The organism is Marinobacter sp. UBA5687, assembly GCF_002420325.1.
In the GTDB taxonomy this organism is placed as follows: domain Bacteria; phylum Pseudomonadota; class Gammaproteobacteria; order Pseudomonadales; family Oleiphilaceae; genus Marinobacter; species Marinobacter nauticus.
The window spans coordinates 19,773-43,773 of sequence record NZ_DIHV01000087.1 but is presented as its reverse complement, the minus strand read 5'-3'; the positions used below and the strand labels follow the sequence as shown (position 1 = coordinate 43,773).

Sequence of the window (24,001 nt, the reverse complement as noted above, 5' to 3'; positions counted from 1 at the left end):
CTTCGCGCAACACCTGCGTCATACGCCTGGACAGGACGGACAGCAATTTGTCGCCGACTGCGTGGCCGTGCTGGTCGTTGACCTCCTTGAATCCATCCAGATCGATGAAGACAACCGCCAGGTGCATGCCACGCCGACGTGTCTGACGAATGGCCTGCTTAAGGCGGTCTCCAAGCAATAGTCGATTGGGCAAGCCGGTGAGCAGGTCGTAATGAGCAACGCGTTCAAGCTGTTGCTGGTTCTCCTTCAGCGCCGTGATGTCGGAGAACATGGCTACGTAATGCTCGATATTGCCCTGCATATCCGGGACTGCACTGATCGTCAGCAGCGCGGCAAACTGACTGCCGTTCTTGCGTCGGCACCAGAGCTCTCCGTGCCAATAGTCGTGCTCACGCAGAGCCTGCCAAACGGTCTGATAGAACTCATCGTCATAGCGATCGGACTCGAGCAGACGAGGTGTCTGACCCATTACTTCCTCCCGCGCATAACCAGTGATCACGGAAAACGCCCGATTGACGTTGACAATGTGGACCTGAGCGTCGGTAACGAGGATACCCTCTCCTGCGTGCGCAAAAACTTTAGCCGCAAGGCGAAGCTCTTCCGCGGATCTTCTGCGTGAGGTGACATCATGGATATAACCGTGCCAGAGGATGCTCCCATCAGGCATGGCTTCAGGCGACGCCTCGCCTTCGACCCAGATCACCCGACCGTCTGGAAACTGCACCCGGTACTCGTCATGCCAAAGCGCGAGTGACTGCCCCGACGCCTGTAGGGTTTCATGCACACGGTCGCGGTCTTCAGGATGGAGCGCAGCGAACGCAGGAGTGGCATCTTCGACAACATCCTGCGGTGCAACCCCGTATATTTCCCGCATCTTCGCGCTGGCATAAGGGAAGTGCGAGCTGCCGTCCGGACGAAGACGGTATTGGTAAAGCATACCGGGAACGTGGCTGGCCAACTCTTCTCGCTGTAGGCGCATAGAGTTCAGCGCCTGCTCGATCCTCTTGAGATCGGTGATGTCCTCTACCGTCGCTGTGGTCAGCTCGATGGGTTCTCCGGTGAACAGCGGGTGCTGGCACCGCCCGCAATTGGGCTTCTCTGCCAACTTGTTGGCTGGCACGCCATTGATGGATTGGCAGTGTGGGCAGACGATATGAAGTCTGTCACTCATTAGGGGCTCCCTGAGACACAGAGGAAGCAATGGCTCCGGCAGTTGGACCACTGTGACATGGGGATTCGAGCTGTAGCCCTTGCGTCAGTTGCCGGATGCTGTATTCATCCAGCGTTTCCCGTGCGAGCAGTTCGCGCGCGCACCGCTCCAGCACTTCTCGGTTAATTTCGAGAATTCGGTATGCACGATCAAACACACCCATCACGATGTCACGGATGGCTTGGTCGATGCGTGTCTGAGTCGATTCGGCTACCCGGCAGCCACCCTGTACCAGTTCAGGCGCATCAAGAAAACGCGGCCTCTGTGCCTCAAAAGCAACGTACCCCAAGCTCTCATCCATGCCGAAGCGCGTAATCATGTCGCGGGCGATGTCGGTGGCCCGCGCGAGATCGTCTGAAGCCCCTGTGGACAGCTCGCCAAACACGAGCTTCTCAGCCGCACGCCCGCCCAGGAGCACGGCGATCTTGTGCTCCAGGTCGGCACGTGTCATCAGAAATCGGTCTTCGGTGGGCCGCTGCAGGGTGTAGCCGAGTGCACCGATGCCACGCGGAACGATTGAAATCTTGTGTACCGGATCGGTGCCGGGCAGCGCCAGCGCCACCAGAGCGTGTCCCATCTCGTGATAGGCGACAGTTTCCCGCTCCTTCGGATTGAGCACACGGTTCTTCCTTTCCAGGCCGGCCACGATGCGCTCGATGGCGGCGGTGAAGTCTTGCAGTTCCACAGCCTGCGCCTTGCGCCGCGTCGCGTTCAGCGCTGCTTCGTTCACGAGATTGGCCAGATCAGCGCCGGAAAAGCCGGTGGTCAGCGCCGCCACCTGTTCCAGATCTACACCTTGGGCCAGGGTGATCTTCTTGACATGGACCTTCAGGATTTCCAGGCGACCTGTCTTGTCGGGACGGTCCACCAGCACCTGACGGTCGAAGCGACCGGCGCGAAGCAAGGCCTGATCGAGGATCTCCGGCCGGTTGGTGGCTGCAAGGATGATCAGCCCGACCGAGCTGTCGAAGCCATCCATTTCGGTGAGCAACTGGTTCAGCGTCTGCTCACGCTCGTCGTGTCCACCGATCGGTCCTCCGGCACCGCGTGCGCGACCCAAAGCATCCAGCTCATCAATGAAGATGATCGCCGGCGCCTGCGCACGCGCCTGTTCGAACAGGTCGCGCACACGGGCCGCACCCACGCCCACGAACATCTCGACAAATTCTGATCCGGAGATGGAGAAGAAGGGCACCGCCGCCTCGCCGGCAACAGCCTTGGCCAGCAATGTCTTGCCGGTGCCCGGTGGGCCGACCAGCAACACGCCCTTGGGGATGCGCGCCCCGAGCCGTCCATACTCCTGCGGATTCTTGAGGAAATCGCCGATCTCAACCAACTCCGCCTTGGCTTCATCGACGCCAGCGACATCGGCAAAGGTCACGCCAGTGTTCTTCTCCATGAATACCTTGGCACGGCTCTTGCCAATGCTCAGGAAGCCACCCATGCCCTGCTTCTCGGCGAAGCGGCGGAACAGAAAGAACCAGACGCCGAAGAAGGCCACCGCCGGCAGAATCCAGGAGAGCACATCACGCAGCCAGGTGCTTTCCACCACCCGCGCATAGGGCACCTCGTACTTGGACAGCCGCTCGGCCAGGTCGGGTTCGACACGGGTGGCCACGATGGTGGTCTTGCCCCGGCTGTCCGGCGATTTCAGGCGCCCGGTGACCGTGCGGTCCGACACCAGCACTTCGGCGACGCGCCCCTCGGCCAGCGCCTTCTCGAAATCACTGTATGGTACGGGCTCGATCGTCTGAGCCGCCTGCCAGTAGTCCTGCAACATGAGCAACAAGAGGATCGCGACGATCCAGTAACCGATATTCCATTGATCTTTCTTCTCCATAATCGGCATCCCTCAAGAATCGAATCGCTAAGGATTGGGTGCGAACAGACGCGCCAATCCGTTGCCCAACCGGATCGGAAGCGGGCGTGCGCAATGCTCCCAGGCACTCGCATAGGCTGACTCAATGCGCAAGCACCCGCCAGTAAGGAGCCGCGCCACCCACTGCACGAAGGCGCAATGTCCCGTCGCCTTGGTGACAGTGGCCGCGAGTGATGAAAGGGAGACTACCCGTACCAGCCCTGCGCTAGAGTTGGCCACGAGAGCCTCCCGATGCATCATTTTTGCCCGCTCGACGGTTTCTTCTTGCGCGCTGTCTTGCCCGTATCGCTCTGCGGCTCTTCGGCGGTCTTGGCTTCGTCGGATTTCTCCGTCCCGACCTGGGCCTCCGGCGGCTCCTTGCGCTCGAAGCTCACGCGCTCAGCTTTCTCGTCCCAGCGTGCATTGGCGTGATCGTCCTTGCCGATGCCGCCACCGAGCATTTCCCTCGCCAGCGCGGTTTCCAACTCGCTGCGAATCAATCGCTTGAGTTCACGCGCCCCAAACTCGGGCTTGTAGCCTTCTTGGGCAAAGTGGTCGATTAGCGTCTGGTCGTAAGTCAGTGTTACTCCTTGGCTGGCCGCGTTGCGCGCCACGCGCTCAAGCTGCAGGCCGACGATATGGCGAATCTCCTCCTTGCCCAGGGCGTGGAATACGATGATCTCGTCGATGCGGTTGAGAAACTCGGGGCGGAAGTGCCCGCGTAACACGTCCATCACTTCGGCCCTGGTCTTTTCGTACTCCTCACCTGCGGCATCGCGAGCCTTCAAGCGCCGCTGGATGATGTCAGAGCCGAGATTAGATGTGGCGATGATGATGGTGTTGGTGAAGTCCACCACCCGTCCCCTGCCATCGGTAAGGCGCCCATCGTCGAAGACCTGCAACAGGATGTTGTAGACATCGGGATGTGCTTTCTCGATCTCATCGAGCAGCAACACACTGTACGGTTTGCGACGTACTTTTTCCGTGAGTTGTCCGCCTTCGTCATAACCGACATAGCCCGGAGGTGCACCTACCAAACGTGCGACGGTATGGCGTTCGCCGTACTCAGACATGTCGATGCGCAAGAGCGCCCCCTCATCGCCGTAGATGGCTTCAGCCAAAGCCTTGGCGAGTTCGGTCTTACCCACGCCGGCCGGGCCGAGGAAGAGGAACGTAGCCACCGGCTTGCTGCCTTCGCGCAGCCCTGCCCGTGACAGTCGTACCGCGTCGGCCACCGCCCGCACGGCCTCGTCTTGCCCCACCAAACGCTCGTGTAGACGTTGCTCCAGGTGCAGCAGCTTTTCGCGCTCCTCCACCGTCAGTTCGTTGACCGGAATGCCGGTTAGCCGCGACACGATCTGCGCTACGTGCTGGGCTTTAACCTCGGCGCTGCCCGAAGCACGCTCTCGCTCCCAGTCTTCGACGAGCTTCTTGAGTTCGGCTTCCTTGGCCTCGATGCGCTTGCCAAGTTCAGCAGCCTTGTCGTACTGCTTGCGTGCCGCCACATAGTCTTGCTCGCGGCGCAGTTGGTGCAGTTCGGATTCAAGCTCCTGCACAGCCACCGGGCGCGCCGTGGCCGACAGCTTCACGCGTGCGGCGGCCTGATCCAACAAGTCGATGGCTTTGTCGGGGAGAAAGCGTGCCGTGATATACCGGTCAGAGAGCTCAGCGGCCGCAATGATCGCGTCCTCCGTAATGCTGACCTTGTGGTGCACTTCGAAGGTGTCGCGCAGACCACGAAGGATCATCATGGTCTGTGCTACCGTCGGCTCGGGCACCATCACCGGCTGGAAGCGACGCTCCAGCGCGGCATCCGTTTCAATGTACTTCTGGTACTCGTTGAGCGTGGTGGCACCGATCAGGTTGAGTTCACCACGCGCCATCATCGGCTTGAAGACGTTGGCCACGTCGAGCCCGCCTTCGCCGCCACCCTGGCCCGCACCAACGATGGTGTGCACCTCGTCGATGAACAAGATGAGTTCGCCCTGGTGCTCGGTCACTTCCTTGAGCACCTTCTGTACACGCTCCTCGAACTCACCCCGGTACTTGGCCCCTGCGACCATCGAGTTGATATTCAGCTCCACCAAGCGCTTGTCGCGTAATGTCTCGGGCACTTCGCCGGCTACCATGCGCTGCGTCAGCCCCTCGACGATGGCTGTCTTGCCCACTCCCGGCTCGCCGATCAGCACCGGATTGTTCTTCTTGCGCCGGGCCAGCACCTCGATGGTGGTCTCAATCTCCTGTGCGCGGCCGATGACCGGATCGAGCTTGCCGTCACGCGCCATTTTGGTGAGGTCACGCGAGTACTTGTCCAGCTCAGGCGTGTTGGTCGGCGTCTCAGCGCGACCGTCCTCGGCCCCCTTGCCGACCACCTTGCTCACCTGTTGACGCAGCGCCTGCGGTGTGAGGCCATATCGGCGCAGCAGGTTGGCGGCCAATCCTTCGCCTTCCTCTGCCAAGCCGATCAGGAAGTGCTCCGGGCCGACATACGAGTGACCCAGTTCGTTGGACGCCACGAAAGCACGACTCAGTGCATCCTTGACGCGCGGCGACACGCCAATTTCGCCCTCGAACGGCTGGTCACCGCGCTTGGCTTCGGATTCGATCTGTCGCGTGAGATCATCGACCTTGATTTTGAACTGACCGAGGATGGTCTTGATTACGTCGCTGTGGTTCAGTGCCAAAAGCAGGTGCTCGGTATCCACTTCCGGACGACCGAACTCGGCCGTATACTTGGCGGCTTCCTGAAGCAACGCCTCTGATTGCTCGCTGATGCGGCTAGCGAGTCCGCCGCCTCGACGGCGCGGTGCACCTGACCCCGCCGAAGCCGGTTCGCCAAAGGAGGCATCGACCACATCATCGGCATCGGCATCGGCAGCAACAGTCGTCGACTCGTCACCAATACGGAAAAAGTCGTTGCCCAGAAAGTCCTCAAACAGACCGCTGCGCGCGCCAAACAAGGCTTCCAGCGGAGAAACAGTGCGCTTCTGCTGGCGCACGCGTTGTCGATAATGATCGTCACAGAGCAGCATGGTGCTGTGGCGACCATTGAGGTTGGCTTCCACTCGCACCGTGGCGGGCTGGCCGCAGACTTGGCATTGTTTTCTGGCCATGCTGATGCTCTTGAAGTTGTTGAGGCAGCGATGTGCCACGCGTCATGGCACATCGTCTGCGAGTTGATGGATCAAGTACGCGAGTAGAGCCAGTGGAGCTCAGCTGTTGATGGGAATGGAACGTCCCTGCTTGGGTGCACTGGCCTCGCGTTTGTCCATCGTGATGGTGAGCACGCCATTCTTGAAGTCCGCCTTGATCGTGTCCTGGTTGGCATCACCGGGCAGGTTCAGGGCACGCTGAAAGCTGCCGTAGGACCGCTCGATCCGATGGAAGCCACCATCTTTCTTCTCCTGCTCCTGGCGCTTTTCACCGCGCACCACCAACACGTCGTTGTCGAGCGTGATCTGAATATCCTTCTCCTCGACGCCTGGAACCTCCAAAGCAATCCTGTACTGCTTGTCGGTTTCCTGGATATCCACGGCCGGCTTCAGCATGCCTGGCCACTCTGCCGGCCAGCGCGGCATCGCCAGCGCCGGAAAACCAAACCCGCGGAATGCGTCATCAAACAGCCGGTCAATCTCGCGATGCAACTGCAAGATCGGACTGACCGCGCCTCCAGCCACCGGCTGATCACTACGCTGCACAGGCAGCGAGGCAGCAGCTTGTAGCTCTTCCTGTTCATTCTTGAACCAGTTCCAGGGAGCCAATTTCTTCAGATCGAAACTCATGTCACACCTCCAGAGCTAATTGAAAAAACCGAATCCGCTTGCCTGTTCAGACCGGTTAGGCCCGCAGGCAATACGGCACACCTGTCCGAGCAGAGCTGTTCATCTTCGCGCATCACCTCCTTTTCGCGTCGCAGGTCGCGATCGCTCTGCAATCCAGCGATCGATGTCGTTTCGCCGAAACCGCCATGTCCCACCCACTTTGAACGCCGGCATCTCCGCTTGCGCGGCCAGGCGGTAAAGCCTGCGCTTGCCGACCTTCAAGTACGCCGCCAGTTCGTCGAGCGTCAGGATTGCATCCTGGCTTGTTTTCATGGCTCCACCACGCACACCCTGTCATTCCGGCTCATCTGTTGCAGATCATTGCACACACTTACACACTGTGGGCACTTTTTTCCAGCTATCAAGCCGCCTCCCCCAATGACTTGATGCATGTCAATTACGTGTTGGAACACACCACCGACCCAGGACAAGCCCGCGTGCTCAGAATCCAGCACACTGTCGGCCACGCCCGGCCGTTCACGTTTGAACATGACTGGGGAGAGATCGCTCGAACTGATCCGCCCCTGTGATGCACCACGCGGCCAGATCGTCGAATCCGCACCCTCAAGGTCAAGGCATTACTATCTGGATCGGGATGCGGACGCGGGTTCGGCTCCGTGTTCCACCACCACCTTGCAAGAGAAAAGCCCCTGATTTCAGGGGCTTTTTTCGTTTCTGGCCTTCCGTTTTCCCTTAGCATCTGATCGATTTGCAAAAAGCGACAAGGAAATGTCATGACTCAAAATCAAGTAAGAATCTTCACATCAAAAGATGATCAGGCACAGCTGGAAGTGGCAATTGGCCAAGAAACCGTTTGGCTGAATCAGACAAGCCCGTTACCTCTTACTCACTGGACGTTATCATTTCCGTTGGCTATCGTGTGAAGTCCCAGCGTGGTGTCCAGTTTCGTCAGTGGGCTACCCAGGTACTCAAGGACCACCTGATTCAGGGTTATACCCTAAACCAGCGCCGTCTGGCGGAGCACGGCATCGAGTTCGAGCAAGCCGTTGACCTGCTCAGCCGCACTCTCACTAACCAGGGCCTGGTATCCAACGAGGGAGAAGCCGTCGCCCGGGTGATCAGCGATTACGCCCGCTCTTGGAGCTTGCTGCAAGGCTATGACGAGCAGCAGCTTGCCGAAGTCGGTATTAGGCAACCAAATATACAGACTCTGGGGCTGGACGAGGCAGTGAAAGCCATCAACGAGCTTAAACAGACTCTGATGGCCAAAGGCGAGGCCACGGAACTGTTCGGCCAGTTACGGGGTGTCGGTCTGGCATCTGCTTTGGCGACTATCGAGCAGGGCTTTGGTGATGAACTCTTTTATCCGAACGTCGCCACACGCGCAGCTCACCTTCTATACTTTGTAATCAAGAATCACCCGCTGGCCGACGGCAATAAACGCTGCGGCTCATTTCTATTTTTGTGGTACCTGCGCCGTAAAGCCGCTTTGTTGGCTAGACCAGTGGAACAATTGATTAACGACAACACCCTTGTGGCCCTGGCCCTGCTGGCGGCCGAAAGTCTGCCAAATCAGAAAACCTTGATGATCCGACTGATTGAGCATTTCCTTCTTTTGAGGGAGTCCACCCAGTGAATCATCCAGACGACCCGGAAAGCCTCACAGAGCTGGTGGCCAGAATCCGTGACCATACCCGGGATCAGGACCGAGTGTCGGTTGGGGATCTGATGGCCGCGGTGGGTCAACGTTCTTTTGGGCCGCTGGTCCTGCTGGCCGGCTTGATCACGGTGGCGCCGCTTATTGGCGACATTCCCGGCGTACCCACCCTGCTTGGCCTGCTGGTTCTGCTCACCCTGGGCCAGTTGCTTTTCCAGCGTCGCTCGGTCTGGATTCCCTCCCGTTTATCGAAACGCCATATTTCGAAACAGAAACTGTTTAAGGCGCTGCAATGGGTGGACAAGCCTGCGGCCTTTGTCGATCACTGGACCCGGCGGCGCTTGCCCTGGTTGGTTTCCGGGGCTCGCCAGTATCTGATGGCACTGATTTGCATGGCGGTTGCCGCTGCCATGCCGCTGATGGAACTTATTCCCTTCAGCGCCAATGGCGGCGGCCTGGCACTGATGGCGTTCGGGCTGTCCATTGTCGCCCGGGACGGGCTGCTGGCTCTGGTTGCCGTCGCCACCACCGGTGGCACCGGATGGTTTGTGCTTACCAACCTACCCTGGTAACCGAACGGGCAGAAAACCTGTCACCATTTGATACAAAGCTGATAACGAATGGCTACGTATAAAGCTGCTACTATTGCTACATAACCTTTTGATCGCTGGCACCTTGTTTTGTGGTCGTCAGTGCACGAATCATTACCGTGAGCTCCGGCAAGGAGCTTTTATCTTTTTTGCAAGGATCGGTTTATGTCCAGCAAAGCGAAGCAGTCCCAGAAACTCCTGCTGTTCCGCCTGTTCGGCTCGCGGCTGTTTGGCATCGGCACTCTGAAAATCCGGGAAATACTCCCATTTCAGCGGTTAACCAAATTGCCCCACAGCCACCACGCTGTGATCGGAACCGCGACCTTCCGGGGCTCGGCCGTGCCGGTCATCGATATGTCTGCGGCCGTGGGCTACCCGGCGCTTACCCGCGAGGAGCAGGAAAAAGCTTCCATCATTGTCACCGACATACAGCGCCAGGAAATCGGTTTTCTGGTGCGCAGTGTTCAGCAGATCATCGAGACAGACTGGAAAAGCGTGATGCCGCCGCCCAAGGCTCTGGGCACCAACGCCTTTATTACCGGCTTGCTGGATGTGGATGGCGACATTATCCAGCTACTGGATGTGGAGCTGCTACTGGCCAAGGTGTATCCGGAATCCCTGGATGCCCAGGATGTTGTACTGTCAGATCTTCAGAGCGAAACACTCAAGTCTCTGAATATCCTGCTGGTAGACGATTCCCAGGTGGCCCGTAAACAGCTCAGCGATGTGCTGGACAGTAAAGGCATCAGCTACCATGTCACCACCAATGGTGATGAAGCCCTGCAGGTGATGCTCAGAGAGCACGAACTGGGGCACCCGATCGAAATTCTGGTGAGCGACATCGAGATGCCGGGCCTGGACGGCTACGAACTGACCTTCGATGTCCGGGATAACGCCAGCCTCAAGCAGCCCTACATCATCCTGCATACCTCACTGAACAGTGAGATGAGCCTGAGCTACGCCAATCAGGTCGGGGCCAACGAGGCCCTGACCAAGTTTGACGCGGATGAACTGTTACAGGCCATGCTGCGTGGAGCTGCCCAGGCCGGCTAAAGCCGGCAGGTAAGCTCCGCCAGCTCTTCATCAAAGACCCGCCGGTTCTCGCTGTAGTCTACCGGCACATCCACCAGGTGGACACCTCCGGCCTCCAGCGCGCGCTCAAGGATGGGGCGCAATTCCTCGGTACGGGTAACCCTGTGGCCAACGGCGCCGTAGGAATCCGCGTATTTCACGAAATCCGGGTTGCGGTAATCCAGTCCGAAATCTTCATAGCCATCCTGGCCTTGCTTCCATTTGATCATGCCATACGCACTGTCATTGATGATCAGCACCACCAGGTTCAGACCAAGGCGAACGGCAGTTTCCAGCTCCTGGCTGTTCATCATGAAGCCGCCATCGCCGCAGATCGACATGACCTTCAGTTCCGGATAGAGCATGGCCGCCATCATACCACTGGGCAAGCCCGCGCCCATGGAGGCCAGAGCATTGTCCAGCAGCACGGTGTTGTTGTCGTAAGCCGGGTAGTTACGGGCAAACCAGAGTTTGTACATACCATTATCCAGCGCAATGATGCCGTCATCCGGCATCACGGATCGAACATCGTGGACAATGCGCTGGGGAATCACCGGAAAGCGGTCATCCGTGGCCCGCTCCTGAAGATGCTTGTCGACCGCCTGCTTCACTTCCATCAGGCCGGTGAAATCGTGGTTGGCACATTGTCCGCAGTGCTCGGCCATGTACTCCACACTGTTGGCAATGTCACCCACCACCTCATGCTGCGGAAAATACACCGGGTCGACATCGGCCCCGCTGAAATTCACATGGATGACTTTTTTACCGCCCGGAGTCATAAAGAACGGCGGCTTCTCCACTACATCATGGCCGACGTTGATCACCAGATCCGCCCGGTCGATGGCACAGTGAACGAAATCGCCGGCGGACAGGGCTGCATTGCCCATGTAACGGGGATGACGCTCATCAATCACGCCCTTACCCATCTGAGTGGTGAAAAACGGAATGCCCGTCACATCCACCAGGTGCAGCAAGGCTTTGGACACCCGTTTACGGTTGGCGCCGGCGCCAATCATGATCAGTGGATGATGGGCCCTGCGCAGCATGTCACAGGCCATATCCAGGCTCTTCTCGCTGGCCGTTGGCCGGCGGGCATCACTGGGGTTGAAGATATGAATGCCCGCTTCGGCGGATTCCTCGGCAATGTCCTCAGGCAGCTCCAGGTGCACAGCACCGGGGCGTTCTTCCGAGGCAAGGCGAAAGGCTTCACGAACCTTGGCGGGGATGGTGTTGGCGTTACTGATCTGGCGGGTGTATTTGGTGAGCGGCCGCATCAGATCCACCACATCCAGAATCTGGAACAGCCCCTGTTTGGAGGACTTGATGGGCTTCTGCCCGGAGATCATCATCATGGGCATGCCGCCCAGCTGGGCGTAGGCCGCAGCCGTCACCAGATTGGTGGCACCGGGCCCGAGGGTGGACAGGCAAACCCCCACCTGGCCGGTCAGTCGCCCATAGGTCGCCGCCATGAAGCCGGCAGCCTGTTCGTGCCGGTTCAGCACCAGGCGGATACTGGAATTGCGTAATGCTTCCAGGAACGCGAGATTCTCTTCGCCGGGCACGGCGAAAATGTATTTTACACCCTCATTCTCAAGTGCCCGGATAAACACTTCGGCGCCATTAAGCGCCTGACGATGATCATTGGCCATAACTGTCCTCTTGATCTGAGAATTCTCAAATCAAGAGGATAGCATTACCTGAGCTTGAGCGTTGACAGGGTCCGCTCCCGAACACTATTAAGCAGTTCTTCGTTATCCACCAGAGACTGGCCATAGGATGGCACCAGCTCCTTCATGCGGGACTGCCACTGCCCGCTCTTGATCTTCTCCGGGAAGCAGCGTTCAAGCACATCGATCATGGCGTTGGCCGCGGTGGAGGCCCCGGGAGAGGCTCCCAGCAACGCGGCGAGAGTACCGTCTTTGGCTGCGACAATCTCGGTGCCGAACTCCAGCTTGCCACCACCCTCTTCGGTCTGCTTGATGATCTGCACCCGCTGGCCGGCCATCTGCAGCTTCCAGTCATCTTCACGGGCATCCGGGAAGAAGTTGCGCAGGGAGTTCACCCGGTCGGCATGGGACTGGAACACTTCGCCGATGAGGTAACGAGTCAGATCCATATTGCTTTTGCTGACCGACAGCATCGGGCGCAGGTTGGTAGCGCGCACTGAACCAATCAGATCGAAGATGGAGCCCTGCTTCAGGAAGCGGGTGGTGAAGCCAGCAAACGGCCCGAACAGCAGCGCGGGTTCGCCGTTGATAATACGGGTATCCAGGTGCGGGACCGACATCGGTGGCGCACCAATCGGTGCCTTACCGTACACTTTGGAATGGTGCTCTTTGACAATGTCCGGCTTCTGGCACACCAGCCACTGACCACTCACCGGGAAGCCACCGTAACCACGGGCCTCATCAATGCCAGACTTCTGCAGCAACGGCAGCGCGCCACCACCAGCACCGAGGAACACGAAACCGGCTTCCAGCTTGGTCAGTTCGCCGGTTTTCTGGTTTTTCACCCGCAGTTTCCAGCGGCCATTGTCGCGCTGATCAATGTAGTGCACCGGGCTGCTGAGCATCAGTTCAAAGTTGGGCTGGGTTTCCAGCCATTTCACCATGCTGCGGGTCAATGAACCGAAATCCACGTCGGAACCATGTTTGATTCGGGTCGCGGCCACACGCTGCATAGGATCACGGTGGCGAACTACCAGCGGCATCCACTCTTCGAGATCCTCCGGGCTTTCCGTGTATTCCATTTCCTGGAACAGGTGGTGCCCGCTCAGACGCTCGTAACGGCGCTTTAGAAACGCCACGTCTTTCTCGCCCCAGACGAAACTCTGGTGTGGCGTACGATTAATGAAAGAGGTCGGCTCCGGCAGGATGCCCTGCTCCACCAGGTAAGACCAGAACTGCAACGACACCTCGAACTGGGCATTGATTTTCAACGCCCGCTCAATCTCGACATCGCCATCATCGGTTTCGGGGGTGTAGTTCAGCTCGCAGTAACCGGCATGCCCGGTACCTGCATTGTTCCATCCGTCGGTGCTCTCATGGGCAACGTGGTCAAGACGTTCCACCATGACGATGTCCAGGGACGGATCCAGCTGCCTGAGCATCATGCCGAGGGTCGCGCTCATGACGCCCCCACCGACCAGCACTACATCTGCCTGTCTAACGGCCATTGGTTTTCACCCTAGCTTAGTGTTGAAGCCTGCTGCCACTCCACGATCAGCAAAGTGGCCTGTCGGAAGCCGGCCTGGCGCGAGGTAGACGGCGCTGCCGTGAGCTTCCGGTCTGAAATTGCGCGCAATTATCCCGATTTTCGCCGAAAGAATAAATTGCGATTATCAATTGATGCGTGTCGGTTGCGGGCACCGCTGGCACCAGTGGTGCGATTACCGGTGTGTTGGCACATTGCCCGTCATCTTATCGTTTTGCCGGGATTGTCTCGTGTTTTGTTAACAATATCAGCGCCACTTTAGTCTGATACCCCGTCGCCCAACCATTGGATCATCCGTAGTTACCTGCAACGGCGCGCATCTCAGTGCTGACCAATCGCCCCCTAATACGGTATCTTGTGCGCCAAACACTTTCCTCCTGGCCGTGGGCCGGAGTTTCCCGTTAATCTTTTTGAGGTTTCTCTATGTTGATGGCCATCGGTGCCGTTATTGCCGGCCTGATCCTGCTGGTCTGGAGCGCGGACAAATTTGTGGAAGGAGCCGCCGCCACCGCGAAACACCTGGGCATGCCTACGCTACTGATCGGCATGGTCATTATCGGCTTCGGCACCTCTGCTCCGGAACTTGCGGTCTCTGCCATGGCTGCGTCTGACGGCAACCCCGGCCTGGCTCTCGGAAACGGGTATGGCTCCAATATCACCAACATCGCCCTGATTGTTGGCCTGACCGCCATCATCGCGCCGATCGCCGTGCACTCACAGGTCATCCGCAAAGAACTGCCACGACTGGTCGTACTCACTCTGATTGCCGGTGCGCAACTGATCGACGGAGAGCTGAGCCGACTGGATGGCTGGGTGCTTCTGGGCGTCTTTGCCGCGGTAATGGGTTGGTCCATCTATCAGGGGATACGTGGCAAAGCTGACCCGCTTGGAGGGGATGCTGAGTCCGAAATCGTTGCGCACCCCATGCCCCTGAAAACCGCACTTATCTGGCTGGTAATCGGGCTGATTCTGCTGATTGTCAGTTCAAGGCTTCTGGTTTGGGGTGCGGTCGCTATTGCCCAGAGCCTGGGTGTTAGTGATCTGATCATAGGCCTGACCATTGTGGCTATCGGAACATCACTGCCGGAGCTGGCATCGGCTATTGCCGCCGTGAAGAAGAACGAGCACGACCTGATTCTGGGCAACATCCTGGGCTCAGGCATCTTCAACACCCTGGCCGTGGTGGGGCTCGCCGCGGCGATTCAACCGTTGTCGGTAGACCCTGAGGTGCTGTATCGGGACTGGACGTTAATGCTGGGCCTGACTCTGGCGCTTCTGGTCATGGGCTTCGGCCTGACCGGTTGGCGCAAGCTCGTATCGAGGGTTGACGGTGCCCTGCTGCTGGCCGTTTACATCGGTTACACCGGCTATCTGTTCTCTACCGTGGTCTCCGCCGCCTGAGCATCGCCGGCGGGGCAGCTTATTCTGCCTCGCCATTGCCCAGTAATTCCTCCAGATTCTCCCGCACGCCCGCCATAATCTCCGCAATGTCGTCCTTGCTTTTTCCTGCCGTGTCGATGGGGGTGCCCACCCGCACATCCACCGGCTGCCCCAGGTTAATCTGCCAGGTGCGCGCGGGCAGCACCCGATGAATCCCCCGAATCGCCACCGGTACAATCACAGCCTGAGTATCCAGGGCCAGGTGAAAGCAGCCTTTCTTGAAGGGTAACAGCTGACCGTCCGGAGAACGGGTGCCTTCCGGGGCTGCCCACAACACAATGCCACTTTCCATCATCTGACGGGCTTTCTCCAGATCCTTCACCGCCCGGTTGCGACGGGAACGGTCAATAGAGGGAAACTCGGCGGCTCTCATGGCCTGGCCCAGCAGGGGAATGCTGAACAGCTCTTTTTTGGCGAGCATGCGGATTGAACCTGGCAGCGACACAAAACTGACCGGTATGTCGTAGTGGCTGGCATGGGTGCTCATGATGATGTAGCGCCGGCCATCGTTGAAGTCCGGCACTTCTCCGCGAACAACCAGGCTGGCCCGAACCAGCCGCAACAAAGCCGCCGACCATTCCCGACAATATTTGTCGACAATCGGCCGGTTCAGGCGCCCGAACAGCGCACGCAACAGGACCAAGAGCGAGTACAGCGCTGTCAGCCCCACGGAGCCAATCACGACGCCGGCACGTCGGAGCAGGGTAGCCGATTCAGTGAGCGGGTTTAATTTCAGTCTGACCATCGATCACCTTTCACCAGAGCCGATTTCAGATGGTCGGCCCTAAAAAGAAAGGCGCATTATAGCCGCAACAAAGAGCTCGCGATATTCAGACTCTAGTTCGATTCAGAGAACACCATTGCAATGGAGTTCAGACAATAACGCTGCCCGGTAGGTGGCGGCCCATCAGGGAACACGTGGCCCAGGTGACTGTCGCAACGGGGGCAACGAATTTCGATACGGGTCATTCCAAGACTGGAGTCCTCCAGGTATCGGATATGCTCCGGGTCGAAGGGCTGGAAAAAACTTGGCCAACCAGTGCCGGAATCAAACTTGGAATCGGAGCTGAACAGCGGCAGATCACACAACCGGCAATGATAGGTGCCGGGCTTTTTGTTATCCAGCAACGTGCCACAGAAGGGACGCTCGGTGCCGTGATCGAGCAGCACCCGGCGTTCTTCCTCAGAAAGATGCTCAGCCCGGGCTTCCACTTCTGCCCGGGTTAACGGTGTCAGGTCATAGCCTGCTGCAGATACAGACATCGGTGCCTCCTCAAGCCTGGTCCGGGTCGTCTTTGCTGAATTCAGGCTTCAGCTGTTCGGGCCAGGTGTTGACCAGCTTTTCCATCTTCGGTGCCGCTACCGCCATGATGTATGGTTGCCAGGGATTACGGGCGGCAAAGTTCTGGTGGTGCTCCTCAGCCGGATAAAAGGCTTCCAAGGGCTCCAGGGTGGTCACGATGCGATCCTGATACACGCCGGCGGCATCCAGCTGGCGGATATACGCCTCGGCTACATCGTGCTGCTCTGGGGTCTCATAGAATATCGCGGAGCGATACTGGCTGCCGACATCGTTACCCTGTCGGTTGAGCTGGGTGGGATCATGGGCCACCGAGAAGAACAGCTTCAGCAGTTGGCCGAAGCTGACCCGTGCCGGATCATAATGCACCTCGATGACTTCGGCGTGCCCGGTTTTCCCGGTACAGACCGCCTCGTAATTCGCGGTACTGGCTTCACCGCCGGCATAACCAGAGGTCACACGTTGAACACCGTCAACCGCCAGAAAGACCGCTTCCACACACCAGAAACAGCCCCCCGCCAACACCAGCCGGGACTCACCGGCCGCTTCAGGCAGATCCTGTTCAGGGTCCGGGAAACGACTCCTGGGAACACTCAGGCCGGGCAGATTACATGCATCGGTCATGGGCCACTCCGTACACTATACATCGTCGAATGTATCACTGATTGTGGCGTCTCAATACTGAAAAGCCAAATCAGCACCTGTAATTTGCACTACCCAGGGCAACAACCATAATTAAGACAGGAACCACTGATAAGGTTCCGCTCGGCATCAGGGATAACAGCATGACCGCAAGGGTTCGCGTATCGGAAAATCAGGATGAGCTGCTCCACTACCGCCTGAGCCTGAGGCTCGGGCCCGTCCATGCCCGTCAACGCCTCGGCATTGAGCGGGAAACCGAAGCCCGGGTGTTCGGGCGGGACAAGCGCTCGTTCCATCTGGAAAACCTGACCAACGCTCCGAAACTGATTCGTTTCTGCCTGAAGGCCGTGGGGCTGCTACGCCGGGCTCAGGCCAACAGTTTGAAACTCACCACCGAGCACAACACCTTCGTGTTGCCCGATCTCCCTTCGGCCTTCGAGGGCTTCCGCATCCTTCACCTGACCGACCTGCATGTCGATATGGACGAAGCCAACCTGCAGGCAGTTATACGGCAAATCGCCCCGTTGGATTACGATCTGTGCGTTCTGACCGGCGATTACCGCCAACGCACCTGGGGCCCTGTAGACGATGCTTTGGACGGTATGGCCAGACTGCGCCTGGCCATTCACGGCGACGCCTATGCCGTGCTGGGCAACCACGACAGTGTACGAATGGTGCCGGCTCTTGAAGACATGGGCTATCGCCTGCTGATGAATGAAATGGTGCCGCTGGAGCGCGGCGACAGCCGCCTGTACCTGGCCGGTGTGGACGATGCCCACTACTACAAGGTTCACAACCTGCACCGGGCCGGCGACGATATACCCGCAGGGGGAATCAGCCTGTTGCTCAGTCATACGCCGGAAATCTGGCGGGAAGCCGCCCATGCCGGTTACGACCTGTTTCTCTGCGGCCACACCCACGGTGGGCAACTCTGTTTGCCTGGCGGCATCCCGCTGACGCTCGACTCCGATTGCCCGAGGCGCCTTGGCCGCGGGCTCTGGCAGGTAAACGGCATGCAAGGCTACACCTCACCGGGAGCCGGCACTTCGGTCCTGAATGTGCGTCTGAACTGCCCTCCGGAAGTGACCATTCACACCCTCACTCGCGGGCCCTGAGTTCAGTGTGGCTGTTTACGTATACCGAGGCGGTAAAACAGCGGAGAGAACAACATATTGGACAATGCGAACAGAAGGGCAACGGCGACCGCCTCCCACAGTGGCAGCGGCAGCCAGTACCAGGCCATCACCATAGGTAACAGCGCCTCGGGCAGCTGATCCAACCAGACCGCCCTGGCGCTGGAAGCCAATCCCATACGGCGCTTGGTGAAACTGCTGAGCATATCGCCCCACAGCGACAGGAAAGCAAACAGCGCTCCGAACAACCAGCCCAGACCCACCCACAGGGCGAACAGCGCGCAGGTCAGAACGCCGGAAACCAGCCCACGCCAGGTTTTGCTGGGCCCCAGCAGCGGTCGGCCATCGCGCCACAGCCGGCCACCATCGAGGGGCCAACTGCCATGCCGATGAAACAACCGCGCCACAACCACTGGAGCCCCGTTGGCCAGCACCAGCATGACAAACAACTCAAGCGACAGCAGCACTCTGTTTTCCCCTGTTTACAGCCGGCCAAATCAGGTCAGGCCACCCCGGGTAAGCTTGAGCGGGTCCATCAGTTCCTCAAGCCGTTTGCGGCTCAATCCGCTCCGCTCCTCGGCAACGTCGATAACCGGGCGCCCGCTACGGTATGCCTCTTTGGCAATATCCGCGGCCAGGGCGTAGCCGATTTCAGGGTTCAATGCCGTCACCAGAACCGGGTTTCGACCCACCCCCGCATTCAGGTTTTCGGTATTAACGGTGAACCCTTGCAGGGCCTTGTCTGCCAGCAGGTTCGAGGCATTGGCCAGCAACCCGCACATATCCAGCAGATTTGCGCCCACCAGTGGCAGCATCACATTCAACTGGAAGTTGCCGGACTGGCCCGCCATGGCGACAGCCGCATCCAGCCCGGTCACCTGGGCACTCACCATCGCCACCGATTCCGGTATCACCGGGTTCACCTTGCCAGGCATGATGCTGCTGCCCGGCTGCAAGGCCGGCAGGCTGATTTCAGCCAGACCATGGATCGGACCACTGTTCATCCAGCGCAGGTCATTGGCGATTTTGGTGAACACCACGGCCACACCGCGGAACTGGGCAGACAGTGCCACAGGCGCATCAACCGCACTCTGCCCCAGAAACTTGTGCTCCAGCGACCGGAACGGATAGCCCGTATTCTGCTTCAGAAACTTCACAAACTGGCCAGCAAACTCCGACGCGGCATTCACCCCGGTACCGACCGCGGTACCGCCCTGCGGTAGTGCCGCCAGGTCCTCCATGGCCCGCTCAAGGCGAAGCTCGGTCGCCGCGACCTGCTCCCGCCAGGTTCTGAGCTCCTGGCCAAGTGTCACCGGCATGGCATCCATCAGATGGGTGCGCCCGGTCTTCACCTGCCCGGACAGTTCAGCCTCCCGGCCGTAGATCACTCCCCGGAGATGCGACAGCGCCGGCAGCAGCCGGCTTTTCACTGCCAGCACTGCGCTGACATGGATCGCAGTCGGGATCACGTCGTTGGAACTCTGGCTCATGTTGACGTGATCATTGGGATTTACCTCCACGCCCTGCTCGCGCGCCAGAGCCGAGATCACCTCGTTCACGTTCATGTTGGTGCTGGTACCGGAGCCGGTCTGGTAACGGTCCACCGGAAACTGATCCGCATGTTCCCCTTTCAGCAACCGGTCGCAGGCGTCACAAATGGCATCACGCAGCTCCGGCTCCAGCAAGCCCAGTGACGCGTTGGCCTGGGCCGCCGCACGTTTAACCTGAACCACAGAGGCAATGAATTCGGGCGGCATCGGCTGCCCGCTGACCGGAAAATTGTCCACCGCACGCTGGGTCTGCGCGCCCCAGAGCGCGTTTGCCGGTACCCGGACCTCACCCAGGCTGTCTTTTTCAGTTCTGAACTCGGTCATCACATCCTCCTTATGTCACGCTCGATGGCTTCCCACAGCGGCCCTCAGGTGCCGTTGCCATGGGATTTCAGGCGGACATGGTCGCAGATGCCGGTCACCTGCTCAAAGTTCAGAATCAGCGTGTGCACGGTATTGGTGTAGGTATCGTGCAGATGAAACTTGAAGCGGCTCTGCTTCTCGCCCTGCAGAAAAGCATCGTACTCGCGCACCAGTTCTCGCACATCACCGCCGGCGTCCTGGCTCCAGGTGGCATTGAACGGCCCCAGCACGGCGCCGCCGGCAAGGCAGATGGTGACTTCGTGGTTGGTGAGATGACTGTCTTGAGTGGTCATGACATTTACCTCCTGAAAGCACTCAGCGTTAAGTGTAGTCGCTCTCAGACAGTGGGCTCTGGCAATTGCCAAAGTCATCACAGAAACGAACATTCTCGGCGCCACAACCTGCATTTGCAGGAAATTCCTACAAAACGACTGACGCCCGCCTGATAACCTGTCCAGCCGATTCGATATCAAGGAACGACCGGAAACATGGGGCACTTCCACTCACCCACCGTTTTACTGCGCTACCACAGCGAAGAGGCAAAGCAGACGTTCGAGGCCTTGTTCGAACAGGACTTCTCGATACACGTCTTCAACTCAGATGACGCTGTGCTCGGGCATCTAGCGGCTGCCGAAGCCCCACCCGCGGCGCTGGTGATGGCCGGATGCGAAGCATCAACCGCAATAAACTCCAGCCTGCTGATTCAGGCAAGAACACAATATCCGGCCGTGCTGAGAGTGTTGATAACCGGGCGCGTTATCCTGAGCGAACTGGTGGCGCTGCTGGACACCCAGGTAATCGATCGTTGCTTCGAGCAGCCCCTGGACCCTGACCTTATCCGATCACACCTTATGGCGGCGGCCCTGACAGGCCCGGAGCTGCGCGGCCAGACCGAGCACCAGCCATCGCCCCCAAACACTGACGGGCAGCGCCCCGTCGTGCTCATTGTCGATGACGAACCTGCCGCCACGAAATATCTGATCCGTCAGCTGGAACACCTGCAGGATGAGTTCACACTCCTGTCCGCAGACAGTGCGGAAGCGGCACTGGACCATCTGCGAACGCCAGGTGCCCCCATTGCAGCGGTGATGACCGACCAGCGGATGCCGGGCATGCAGGGCAAAGAGCTGCTGGATGAGCTGCGTCAGTCTCATCCGGCCATTATCCGGATTCTGACTTCCGCCTGGGGCGAGGTGGATGTTGCCCTCAATGCCGTGAACGAAGGCCGTATCTTTCGTTACCAGAAAAAACCCTGGCAAGCACAAACCTTGCTGCCACTGTTCCGGGAAGCCATCACTCGCCACCGTGAGCTGGCGTCGGCCCTGGACAACACCCGCTGCGAAACCCGGAAACGCTTTGCCGAGCTGCGCCTGAAACGCCACGGCAGGCTCCTCGATCATCTGAGACCGATCCTGAGTTCACAGGTTCCAGATACCACACTGAACGCTTTTCTGGATACCGTGGCCAGCATTGACCACCTGCCTGCAGCGAAAGCACACCTCAGGGCCAGCCAGGACATGCATCTGGAACAGGAGCTTGTCCGGCGGTTCTGTGACCGTGTGCGGCAGGAACTCAGTCGGCTGGAAAACTTCGTCCCGGCAGGCCCCGGGCAGAGCCGGATTGCATCACTGTTCAGCGGGACCCCGCCCCAGGAACGGGCCACATCGTCTCACCCCTGCTCGCCGGCAGAATTACTGGGGCAAGCCCTCAACACCCTGCTTGTCAGCTCCGGTCTTGACTGGAGCCACCTGGTGCTAACCGAGAGCCGCGATCAGCTTCACGTAGCCCCGGAACAACCGCTACGCATCTACAGCCATCTACTGGCTCCGCTCACGCGGCTCTCCGATCCGCTTCTTGAACAACAGGCAGCACTTCTGATGCTGTTCGTCACCACCAGCCTGCTGGGGGGCGATGTCAGTGCTGAGGCAGACGGCCAGTGCCTGCACCTGGCCATAACGCTGCCGGTACTCCCTGGATCGGGTAACTGACCGTGAATCCTCCGCGCAGACTCCGGCTGTTCGCGACCGTCAGCCACCGTCTTTTCCGCGACGGATTGCTATTCCAGATTCTTCATAACGAAGACATTGAGCTAGTAGGCGAATCCGAGACCGGCGTTGAGACGCTGCAACGCCTGGCTACTGTCAGACCCGGCGTGCTATTGATTGAAGAGAATCTGAAAGACAATGATGGACTCACCATTGCTGAAAACGCCCTCAGCCTGCACCCGGCACTCTCGGTGCTGCTGATCTCAGACACTCCGGTCAACAGCTCGCGCATGGCGATTTACCTGGAGTCCGGAATCAAGGCGGTGGTCTCGAAACAGCAGTCGATCCAGGAACTGATCAAAACCCTGTTCTACATTCGCAGCGGTCAGGTATACCTTGGCAACTGGCAATCAACACGCGACCGGGCTGATGACGCTCTTACCGCTTACCAGGCATTGTCCGGCCGCGAACGAGAGGTGGCGAGACTGATGTCACAGCGGGTCGCGGTTCGAGATATCGCTGAGGAGCTGGGGGTGTCCTGTAAAACGGTGCATTCCTACAAGGACCGGATCTTCGTCAAGCTGGGCTTCGAACGCTTGCCGGAGCTCATTCTGTTTATGCAAAGACATCACCAAAGGGCGTTACCATGAACCTGCTCTCCGGTATTGAGCAGATCAAACAGCTGCCTGTTGATCGGCAACGGCGGTTCGAACGTTTTTCCCGCACCCAGTACCGGTACCGCGTACTGCCGCTGTTCGCCGATGTCTACCTGATCATCGCGTTTATCGGCACCCTGCTATTCCTGGCCGGGCAGCTCACTCACTCAGTGGAGCCCCCGGTGTTTGCCGGTTACCTGCTCTACACCGGGGTGCTGACAGCGCTTATTCTGGCTCATCGCTTCACCCGGTTGCGGCGAGCGGCACCGCTGGTTGTCTATCTCGTATTCATCAACATGGCGACATTCAGCTACCTCGGCTATATCGGTGCCGGCGCCGCCATCGCGCCTGTGGTGGGGCTGTTCTTTTTTATCAGCTCGGTCGGCATCATCACCCTGTCGCTGAAGCACACCAGCATCATTTTGGCGGCCAACCTGATCCTTCTGGTGCTGGCCACCGCCGTCACGGCCCCGACCGATCAGGTTGTCACCGTGCTTATCGGCGTAATCACCAACTGGCTGATTCTGATGTGCCTGGTGGTTTCGCCGTTATCGGCGTGGTTTTTCTCCAAGTTCCTGCGCAACCTGCTGGCCCTGCAGTTTCTGCTCAGAGATCGAAACCGGCAACTTTCCCGCGCCTTGCAGACACTGGAGGCCACCGAGGACAAACTGGCCCAGGAGCAGAAACACCAGGCCCTGAGCCACATGGCCAAGGGGCTGCTGCACGAGATTACCAATCCGCTCAATTGCGCCATACAGGCGGTAGACTTTTCCGCGGCGATCAACCGGAATGCGGACGTGGCCGAGGCGCTGGACGATGCTGCAAGCCATCAACACCGGATTGCAGAAATCGTCTCGGATCTGATCGAATTCTCCCGCCCGGCGCCGGATCATGGCCCGGAGGCTGTAAATCTCGAAAAGCTGGTGCAAACCGCGCTGCGATTTTGCCGGCACCAGCTTCAGGGCACCGCAGTCACCACCCAGATCCCCGCTGGCCTCTCGGTCGCCTGTTTTCCGTCACCGCTGATTCAGGTGTTCGTCAACCTCCTGATGAATGCATCGTCAGCCATCCGTGCTGCTAGCCCTGCACGACCGCAAATCCGGATTACCGCTGCCGCCACCGAAGCCGTGACCAGCATTACCGTCCGGGATAATGGCAAAGGCATCGACTCCAGTGACCTGCAGCGACTGACCGACCCGTTTTTCTCCACCAGCGAGACGCCGGATAACCTGGGGCTGGGATTGAGTATCTGCCACACCATCATGCGGCATCATCGTGGCGCCATGAAGATTGCCAGCGAACCCGGGCAATGGACCGAGGTGATACTGGAACTACCCCGGCATATCGATGGGCCCGACAAAAGCACTCGCCCTCCCAACTAAAACCGGTAAACCAGCCGCAGGGTCGCGGCATTGCCCCCGGGATCCGGCGACAGACGATTACCGCTGATCTCCGGCATCAGGTAATTCAAGCGAAGCTGAATGTCTTTACCCAGATAGTAATTCAGGCCCACGGTGGTGACGCTGGCTTCCGCCCCGATGCTTCGATCCC

Annotated in this window: 21 protein-coding genes; 8 read left to right on the top strand and 13 right to left on the bottom strand. The window is 58.9% G+C overall.

The genetic code is table 11. The features are described 5' to 3' along the window. From B3Y70_RS09400 to B3Y70_RS09380, 5 genes are all read right to left on the bottom strand, one after another. On the bottom strand, nt 1-1,171 hold a 1,171-nt coding region (locus tag B3Y70_RS09400; RefSeq protein WP_288589658.1), incomplete at its 3' end, for a PAS domain S-box protein. Next, nucleotides 1,164-3,050 (bottom strand): ATP-dependent zinc metalloprotease FtsH, encoded by a 1,887-nt coding sequence (gene ftsH / locus B3Y70_RS09395; protein WP_273030558.1) that lies wholly within the window; start codon nt 3,048-3,050, stop codon nt 1,164-1,166. The genes ftsH and B3Y70_RS09400, both read right to left, overlap by 8 nt. A 275-nt stretch (nt 3,051-3,325) precedes the next feature. After that, nucleotides 3,326-6,181: a heat shock survival AAA family ATPase ClpK gene (gene clpK, locus B3Y70_RS09390; RefSeq protein ID WP_273030556.1), complete on the bottom strand. Its 2,856-nt coding sequence runs from the start codon at nt 6,179-6,181 to the stop codon at nt 3,326-3,328. Nucleotides 6,182-6,280: 99 nt separating this feature from the next. After that, nucleotides 6,281-6,850 (bottom strand): Hsp20/alpha crystallin family protein, encoded by a 570-nt coding sequence (locus B3Y70_RS09385; RefSeq protein ID WP_272999225.1) that lies wholly within the window; start codon nt 6,848-6,850, stop codon nt 6,281-6,283. A gap of 99 nt (nt 6,851-6,949) precedes the next feature. After that, nucleotides 6,950-7,162: a helix-turn-helix domain-containing protein gene (locus B3Y70_RS09380; RefSeq protein ID WP_272999226.1), complete on the bottom strand. Its 213-nt coding sequence runs from the start codon at nt 7,160-7,162 to the stop codon at nt 6,950-6,952. A gap of 541 nt (nt 7,163-7,703) precedes the next feature. Here B3Y70_RS09380 and rhuM point away from each other — a divergent pair. The 3 genes from rhuM to B3Y70_RS09365 all read left to right on the top strand — a co-directional run bounded on the left by rhuM (nt 7,704) and on the right by B3Y70_RS09365 (nt 10,150). Beyond that, a complete protein-coding gene (rhuM, locus tag B3Y70_RS09375; RefSeq protein ID WP_273030554.1) occupies nt 7,704-8,486 on the top strand; it encodes a virulence protein RhuM/Fic/DOC family protein in 783 nt (260 codons plus the stop codon). Continuing rightward, nucleotides 8,483-9,079: an exopolysaccharide biosynthesis protein gene (locus tag B3Y70_RS09370; RefSeq protein ID WP_273030552.1), complete on the top strand. Its 597-nt coding sequence runs from the start codon at nt 8,483-8,485 to the stop codon at nt 9,077-9,079. Before rhuM ends, B3Y70_RS09370 begins: the two co-directional genes overlap by 4 nt. Before the next feature lie 183 nt (nt 9,080-9,262). After that, nucleotides 9,263-10,150, top strand: a complete 888-nt coding sequence (locus B3Y70_RS09365) for a chemotaxis protein (protein WP_199452738.1) — start codon at nt 9,263-9,265, stop codon at nt 10,148-10,150. Here B3Y70_RS09365 and B3Y70_RS09360 read toward each other — a convergent pair. Both B3Y70_RS09360 and mqo read right to left on the bottom strand, forming a co-directional pair. Then, complete coding sequence (locus B3Y70_RS09360; RefSeq protein ID WP_288589655.1) at nt 10,147-11,817, bottom strand: acetolactate synthase large subunit; 1,671 nt, start codon at nt 11,815-11,817, stop codon at nt 10,147-10,149. The genes B3Y70_RS09365 and B3Y70_RS09360 overlap by 4 nt on opposite strands. Nucleotides 11,818-11,861: 44 nt before the next feature. Then, nucleotides 11,862-13,343: a malate dehydrogenase (quinone) gene (gene mqo, locus B3Y70_RS09355; RefSeq protein ID WP_286895189.1), complete on the bottom strand. Its 1,482-nt coding sequence runs from the start codon at nt 13,341-13,343 to the stop codon at nt 11,862-11,864. A 461-nt stretch (nt 13,344-13,804) separates the two neighbouring features. Between mqo and B3Y70_RS09350 the strand changes: the two genes are divergently transcribed. Beyond that, entirely contained in the window at nt 13,805-14,782 is a 978-nt protein-coding gene (locus tag B3Y70_RS09350; RefSeq protein WP_199452744.1) for a calcium/sodium antiporter, read from the top strand. Between the two features lie 19 nt (nt 14,783-14,801). Here B3Y70_RS09350 and B3Y70_RS09345 read toward each other — a convergent pair whose 3' ends face one another. The 3 genes from B3Y70_RS09345 to msrA form a co-directional block, all read right to left on the bottom strand. Then, on the bottom strand, nt 14,802-15,566 hold the full coding sequence (locus tag B3Y70_RS09345) for a lysophospholipid acyltransferase family protein (RefSeq protein WP_286895193.1): 765 nt from the start codon (nt 15,564-15,566) through the stop codon (nt 14,802-14,804). A 92-nt stretch (nt 15,567-15,658) separates the two neighbouring features. Continuing rightward, nucleotides 15,659-16,084, bottom strand: coding sequence for a peptide-methionine (R)-S-oxide reductase MsrB (gene msrB / locus B3Y70_RS09340; RefSeq protein ID WP_011786813.1), 426 nt, complete (start codon nt 16,082-16,084; stop codon nt 15,659-15,661). Nucleotides 16,085-16,094: 10 nt separating this feature from the next. Next, nucleotides 16,095-16,745 carry a peptide-methionine (S)-S-oxide reductase MsrA gene (msrA, locus tag B3Y70_RS09335; protein WP_011786814.1) on the bottom strand — a complete coding sequence of 217 codons (651 nt, stop codon included), beginning with the start codon at nt 16,743-16,745 and terminating at the stop codon, nt 16,095-16,097. 161 nt (nt 16,746-16,906) lie between these two features. On the opposite strand from msrA, the gene B3Y70_RS09330 reads away from it, so the two are divergent. After that, the gene (locus tag B3Y70_RS09330) at nt 16,907-17,878 is read left to right on the top strand and encodes a metallophosphoesterase (RefSeq protein ID WP_011786815.1); all 972 of its coding nucleotides are present in this window, start codon (nt 16,907-16,909) and stop codon (nt 17,876-17,878) included. A 2-nt stretch (nt 17,879-17,880) separates the two neighbouring features. Here the strand turns inward: B3Y70_RS09330 and B3Y70_RS09325 are convergent, their stop codons facing one another. Genes B3Y70_RS09325 through B3Y70_RS09315 form a run of 3 tightly spaced genes read right to left on the bottom strand, consistent with a single transcriptional unit; the run spans nt 17,881 to nt 20,102 of the window. Next, on the bottom strand, nt 17,881-18,363 hold the full coding sequence (locus B3Y70_RS09325; RefSeq protein ID WP_273030541.1) for a CDP-archaeol synthase: 483 nt from the start codon (nt 18,361-18,363) through the stop codon (nt 17,881-17,883). A 30-nt stretch (nt 18,364-18,393) separates the two neighbouring features. Continuing rightward, entirely contained in the window at nt 18,394-19,770 is a 1,377-nt protein-coding gene (locus tag B3Y70_RS09320) for a class II fumarate hydratase (RefSeq protein ID WP_286895199.1), read from the bottom strand. Between the two features lie 44 nt (nt 19,771-19,814). Continuing rightward, nucleotides 19,815-20,102 (bottom strand): hypothetical protein, encoded by a 288-nt coding sequence (locus tag B3Y70_RS09315; RefSeq protein ID WP_273030537.1) that lies wholly within the window; start codon nt 20,100-20,102, stop codon nt 19,815-19,817. 195 nt (nt 20,103-20,297) lie between these two features. On the opposite strand from B3Y70_RS09315, the gene B3Y70_RS09310 reads away from it, so the two are divergent. From B3Y70_RS09310 to B3Y70_RS09300, 3 genes are read left to right on the top strand one after another with little or no spacing between them, the layout of a single operon-like run. Further along, nucleotides 20,298-21,797, top strand: a complete 1,500-nt coding sequence (locus B3Y70_RS09310) for a response regulator (RefSeq protein WP_286895201.1) — start codon at nt 20,298-20,300, stop codon at nt 21,795-21,797. A 2-nt stretch (nt 21,798-21,799) separates the two neighbouring features. After that, the gene (locus B3Y70_RS09305; protein WP_222179488.1) at nt 21,800-22,444 is read left to right on the top strand and encodes a response regulator transcription factor; all 645 of its coding nucleotides are present in this window, start codon (nt 21,800-21,802) and stop codon (nt 22,442-22,444) included. Further along, a complete protein-coding gene (locus tag B3Y70_RS09300; protein ID WP_222179489.1) occupies nt 22,441-23,832 on the top strand; it encodes a sensor histidine kinase in 1,392 nt (463 codons plus the stop codon). Before B3Y70_RS09305 ends, B3Y70_RS09300 begins: the two co-directional genes overlap by 4 nt. Nucleotides 23,833-24,001: the final 169 nt, after the last annotated feature.

What these genes read in the sequence shown, in the direction of transcription:
- ftsH (WP_273030558.1), bottom strand. Translation starts at nt 3,050, where the DNA reads ATGGAGAAGAAAGATCAATGGAATATCGGTTACTGGATCGTCGCGATC.
- clpK (WP_273030556.1), bottom strand. Translation starts at nt 6,181, where the DNA reads ATGGCCAGAAAACAATGCCAAGTCTGCGGCCAGCCCGCCACGGTGCGA.
- B3Y70_RS09385 (WP_272999225.1), bottom strand. Translation starts at nt 6,850, where the DNA reads ATGAGTTTCGATCTGAAGAAATTGGCTCCCTGGAACTGGTTCAAGAAT.
- B3Y70_RS09380 (WP_272999226.1), bottom strand. Translation starts at nt 7,162, where the DNA reads ATGAAAACAAGCCAGGATGCAATCCTGACGCTCGACGAACTGGCGGCG.
- B3Y70_RS09365 (WP_199452738.1), top strand. Translation starts at nt 9,263, where the DNA reads ATGTCCAGCAAAGCGAAGCAGTCCCAGAAACTCCTGCTGTTCCGCCTG.
- B3Y70_RS09360 (WP_288589655.1), bottom strand. Translation starts at nt 11,817, where the DNA reads ATGGCCAATGATCATCGTCAGGCGCTTAATGGCGCCGAAGTGTTTATC.
- mqo (WP_286895189.1), bottom strand. Translation starts at nt 13,343, where the DNA reads ATGGCCGTTAGACAGGCAGATGTAGTGCTGGTCGGTGGGGGCGTCATG.
- B3Y70_RS09350 (WP_199452744.1), top strand. Translation starts at nt 13,805, where the DNA reads ATGTTGATGGCCATCGGTGCCGTTATTGCCGGCCTGATCCTGCTGGTC.
- B3Y70_RS09345 (WP_286895193.1), bottom strand. Translation starts at nt 15,566, where the DNA reads ATGGTCAGACTGAAATTAAACCCGCTCACTGAATCGGCTACCCTGCTC.
- msrB (WP_011786813.1), bottom strand. Translation starts at nt 16,084, where the DNA reads ATGTCTGTATCTGCAGCAGGCTATGACCTGACACCGTTAACCCGGGCA.
- msrA (WP_011786814.1), bottom strand. Translation starts at nt 16,745, where the DNA reads ATGACCGATGCATGTAATCTGCCCGGCCTGAGTGTTCCCAGGAGTCGT.
- B3Y70_RS09330 (WP_011786815.1), top strand. Translation starts at nt 16,907, where the DNA reads ATGACCGCAAGGGTTCGCGTATCGGAAAATCAGGATGAGCTGCTCCAC.
- B3Y70_RS09320 (WP_286895199.1), bottom strand. Translation starts at nt 19,770, where the DNA reads ATGACCGAGTTCAGAACTGAAAAAGACAGCCTGGGTGAGGTCCGGGTA.
- B3Y70_RS09315 (WP_273030537.1), bottom strand. Translation starts at nt 20,102, where the DNA reads ATGACCACTCAAGACAGTCATCTCACCAACCACGAAGTCACCATCTGC.
- B3Y70_RS09310 (WP_286895201.1), top strand. Translation starts at nt 20,298, where the DNA reads ATGGGGCACTTCCACTCACCCACCGTTTTACTGCGCTACCACAGCGAA.
- B3Y70_RS09300 (WP_222179489.1), top strand. Translation starts at nt 22,441, where the DNA reads ATGAACCTGCTCTCCGGTATTGAGCAGATCAAACAGCTGCCTGTTGAT.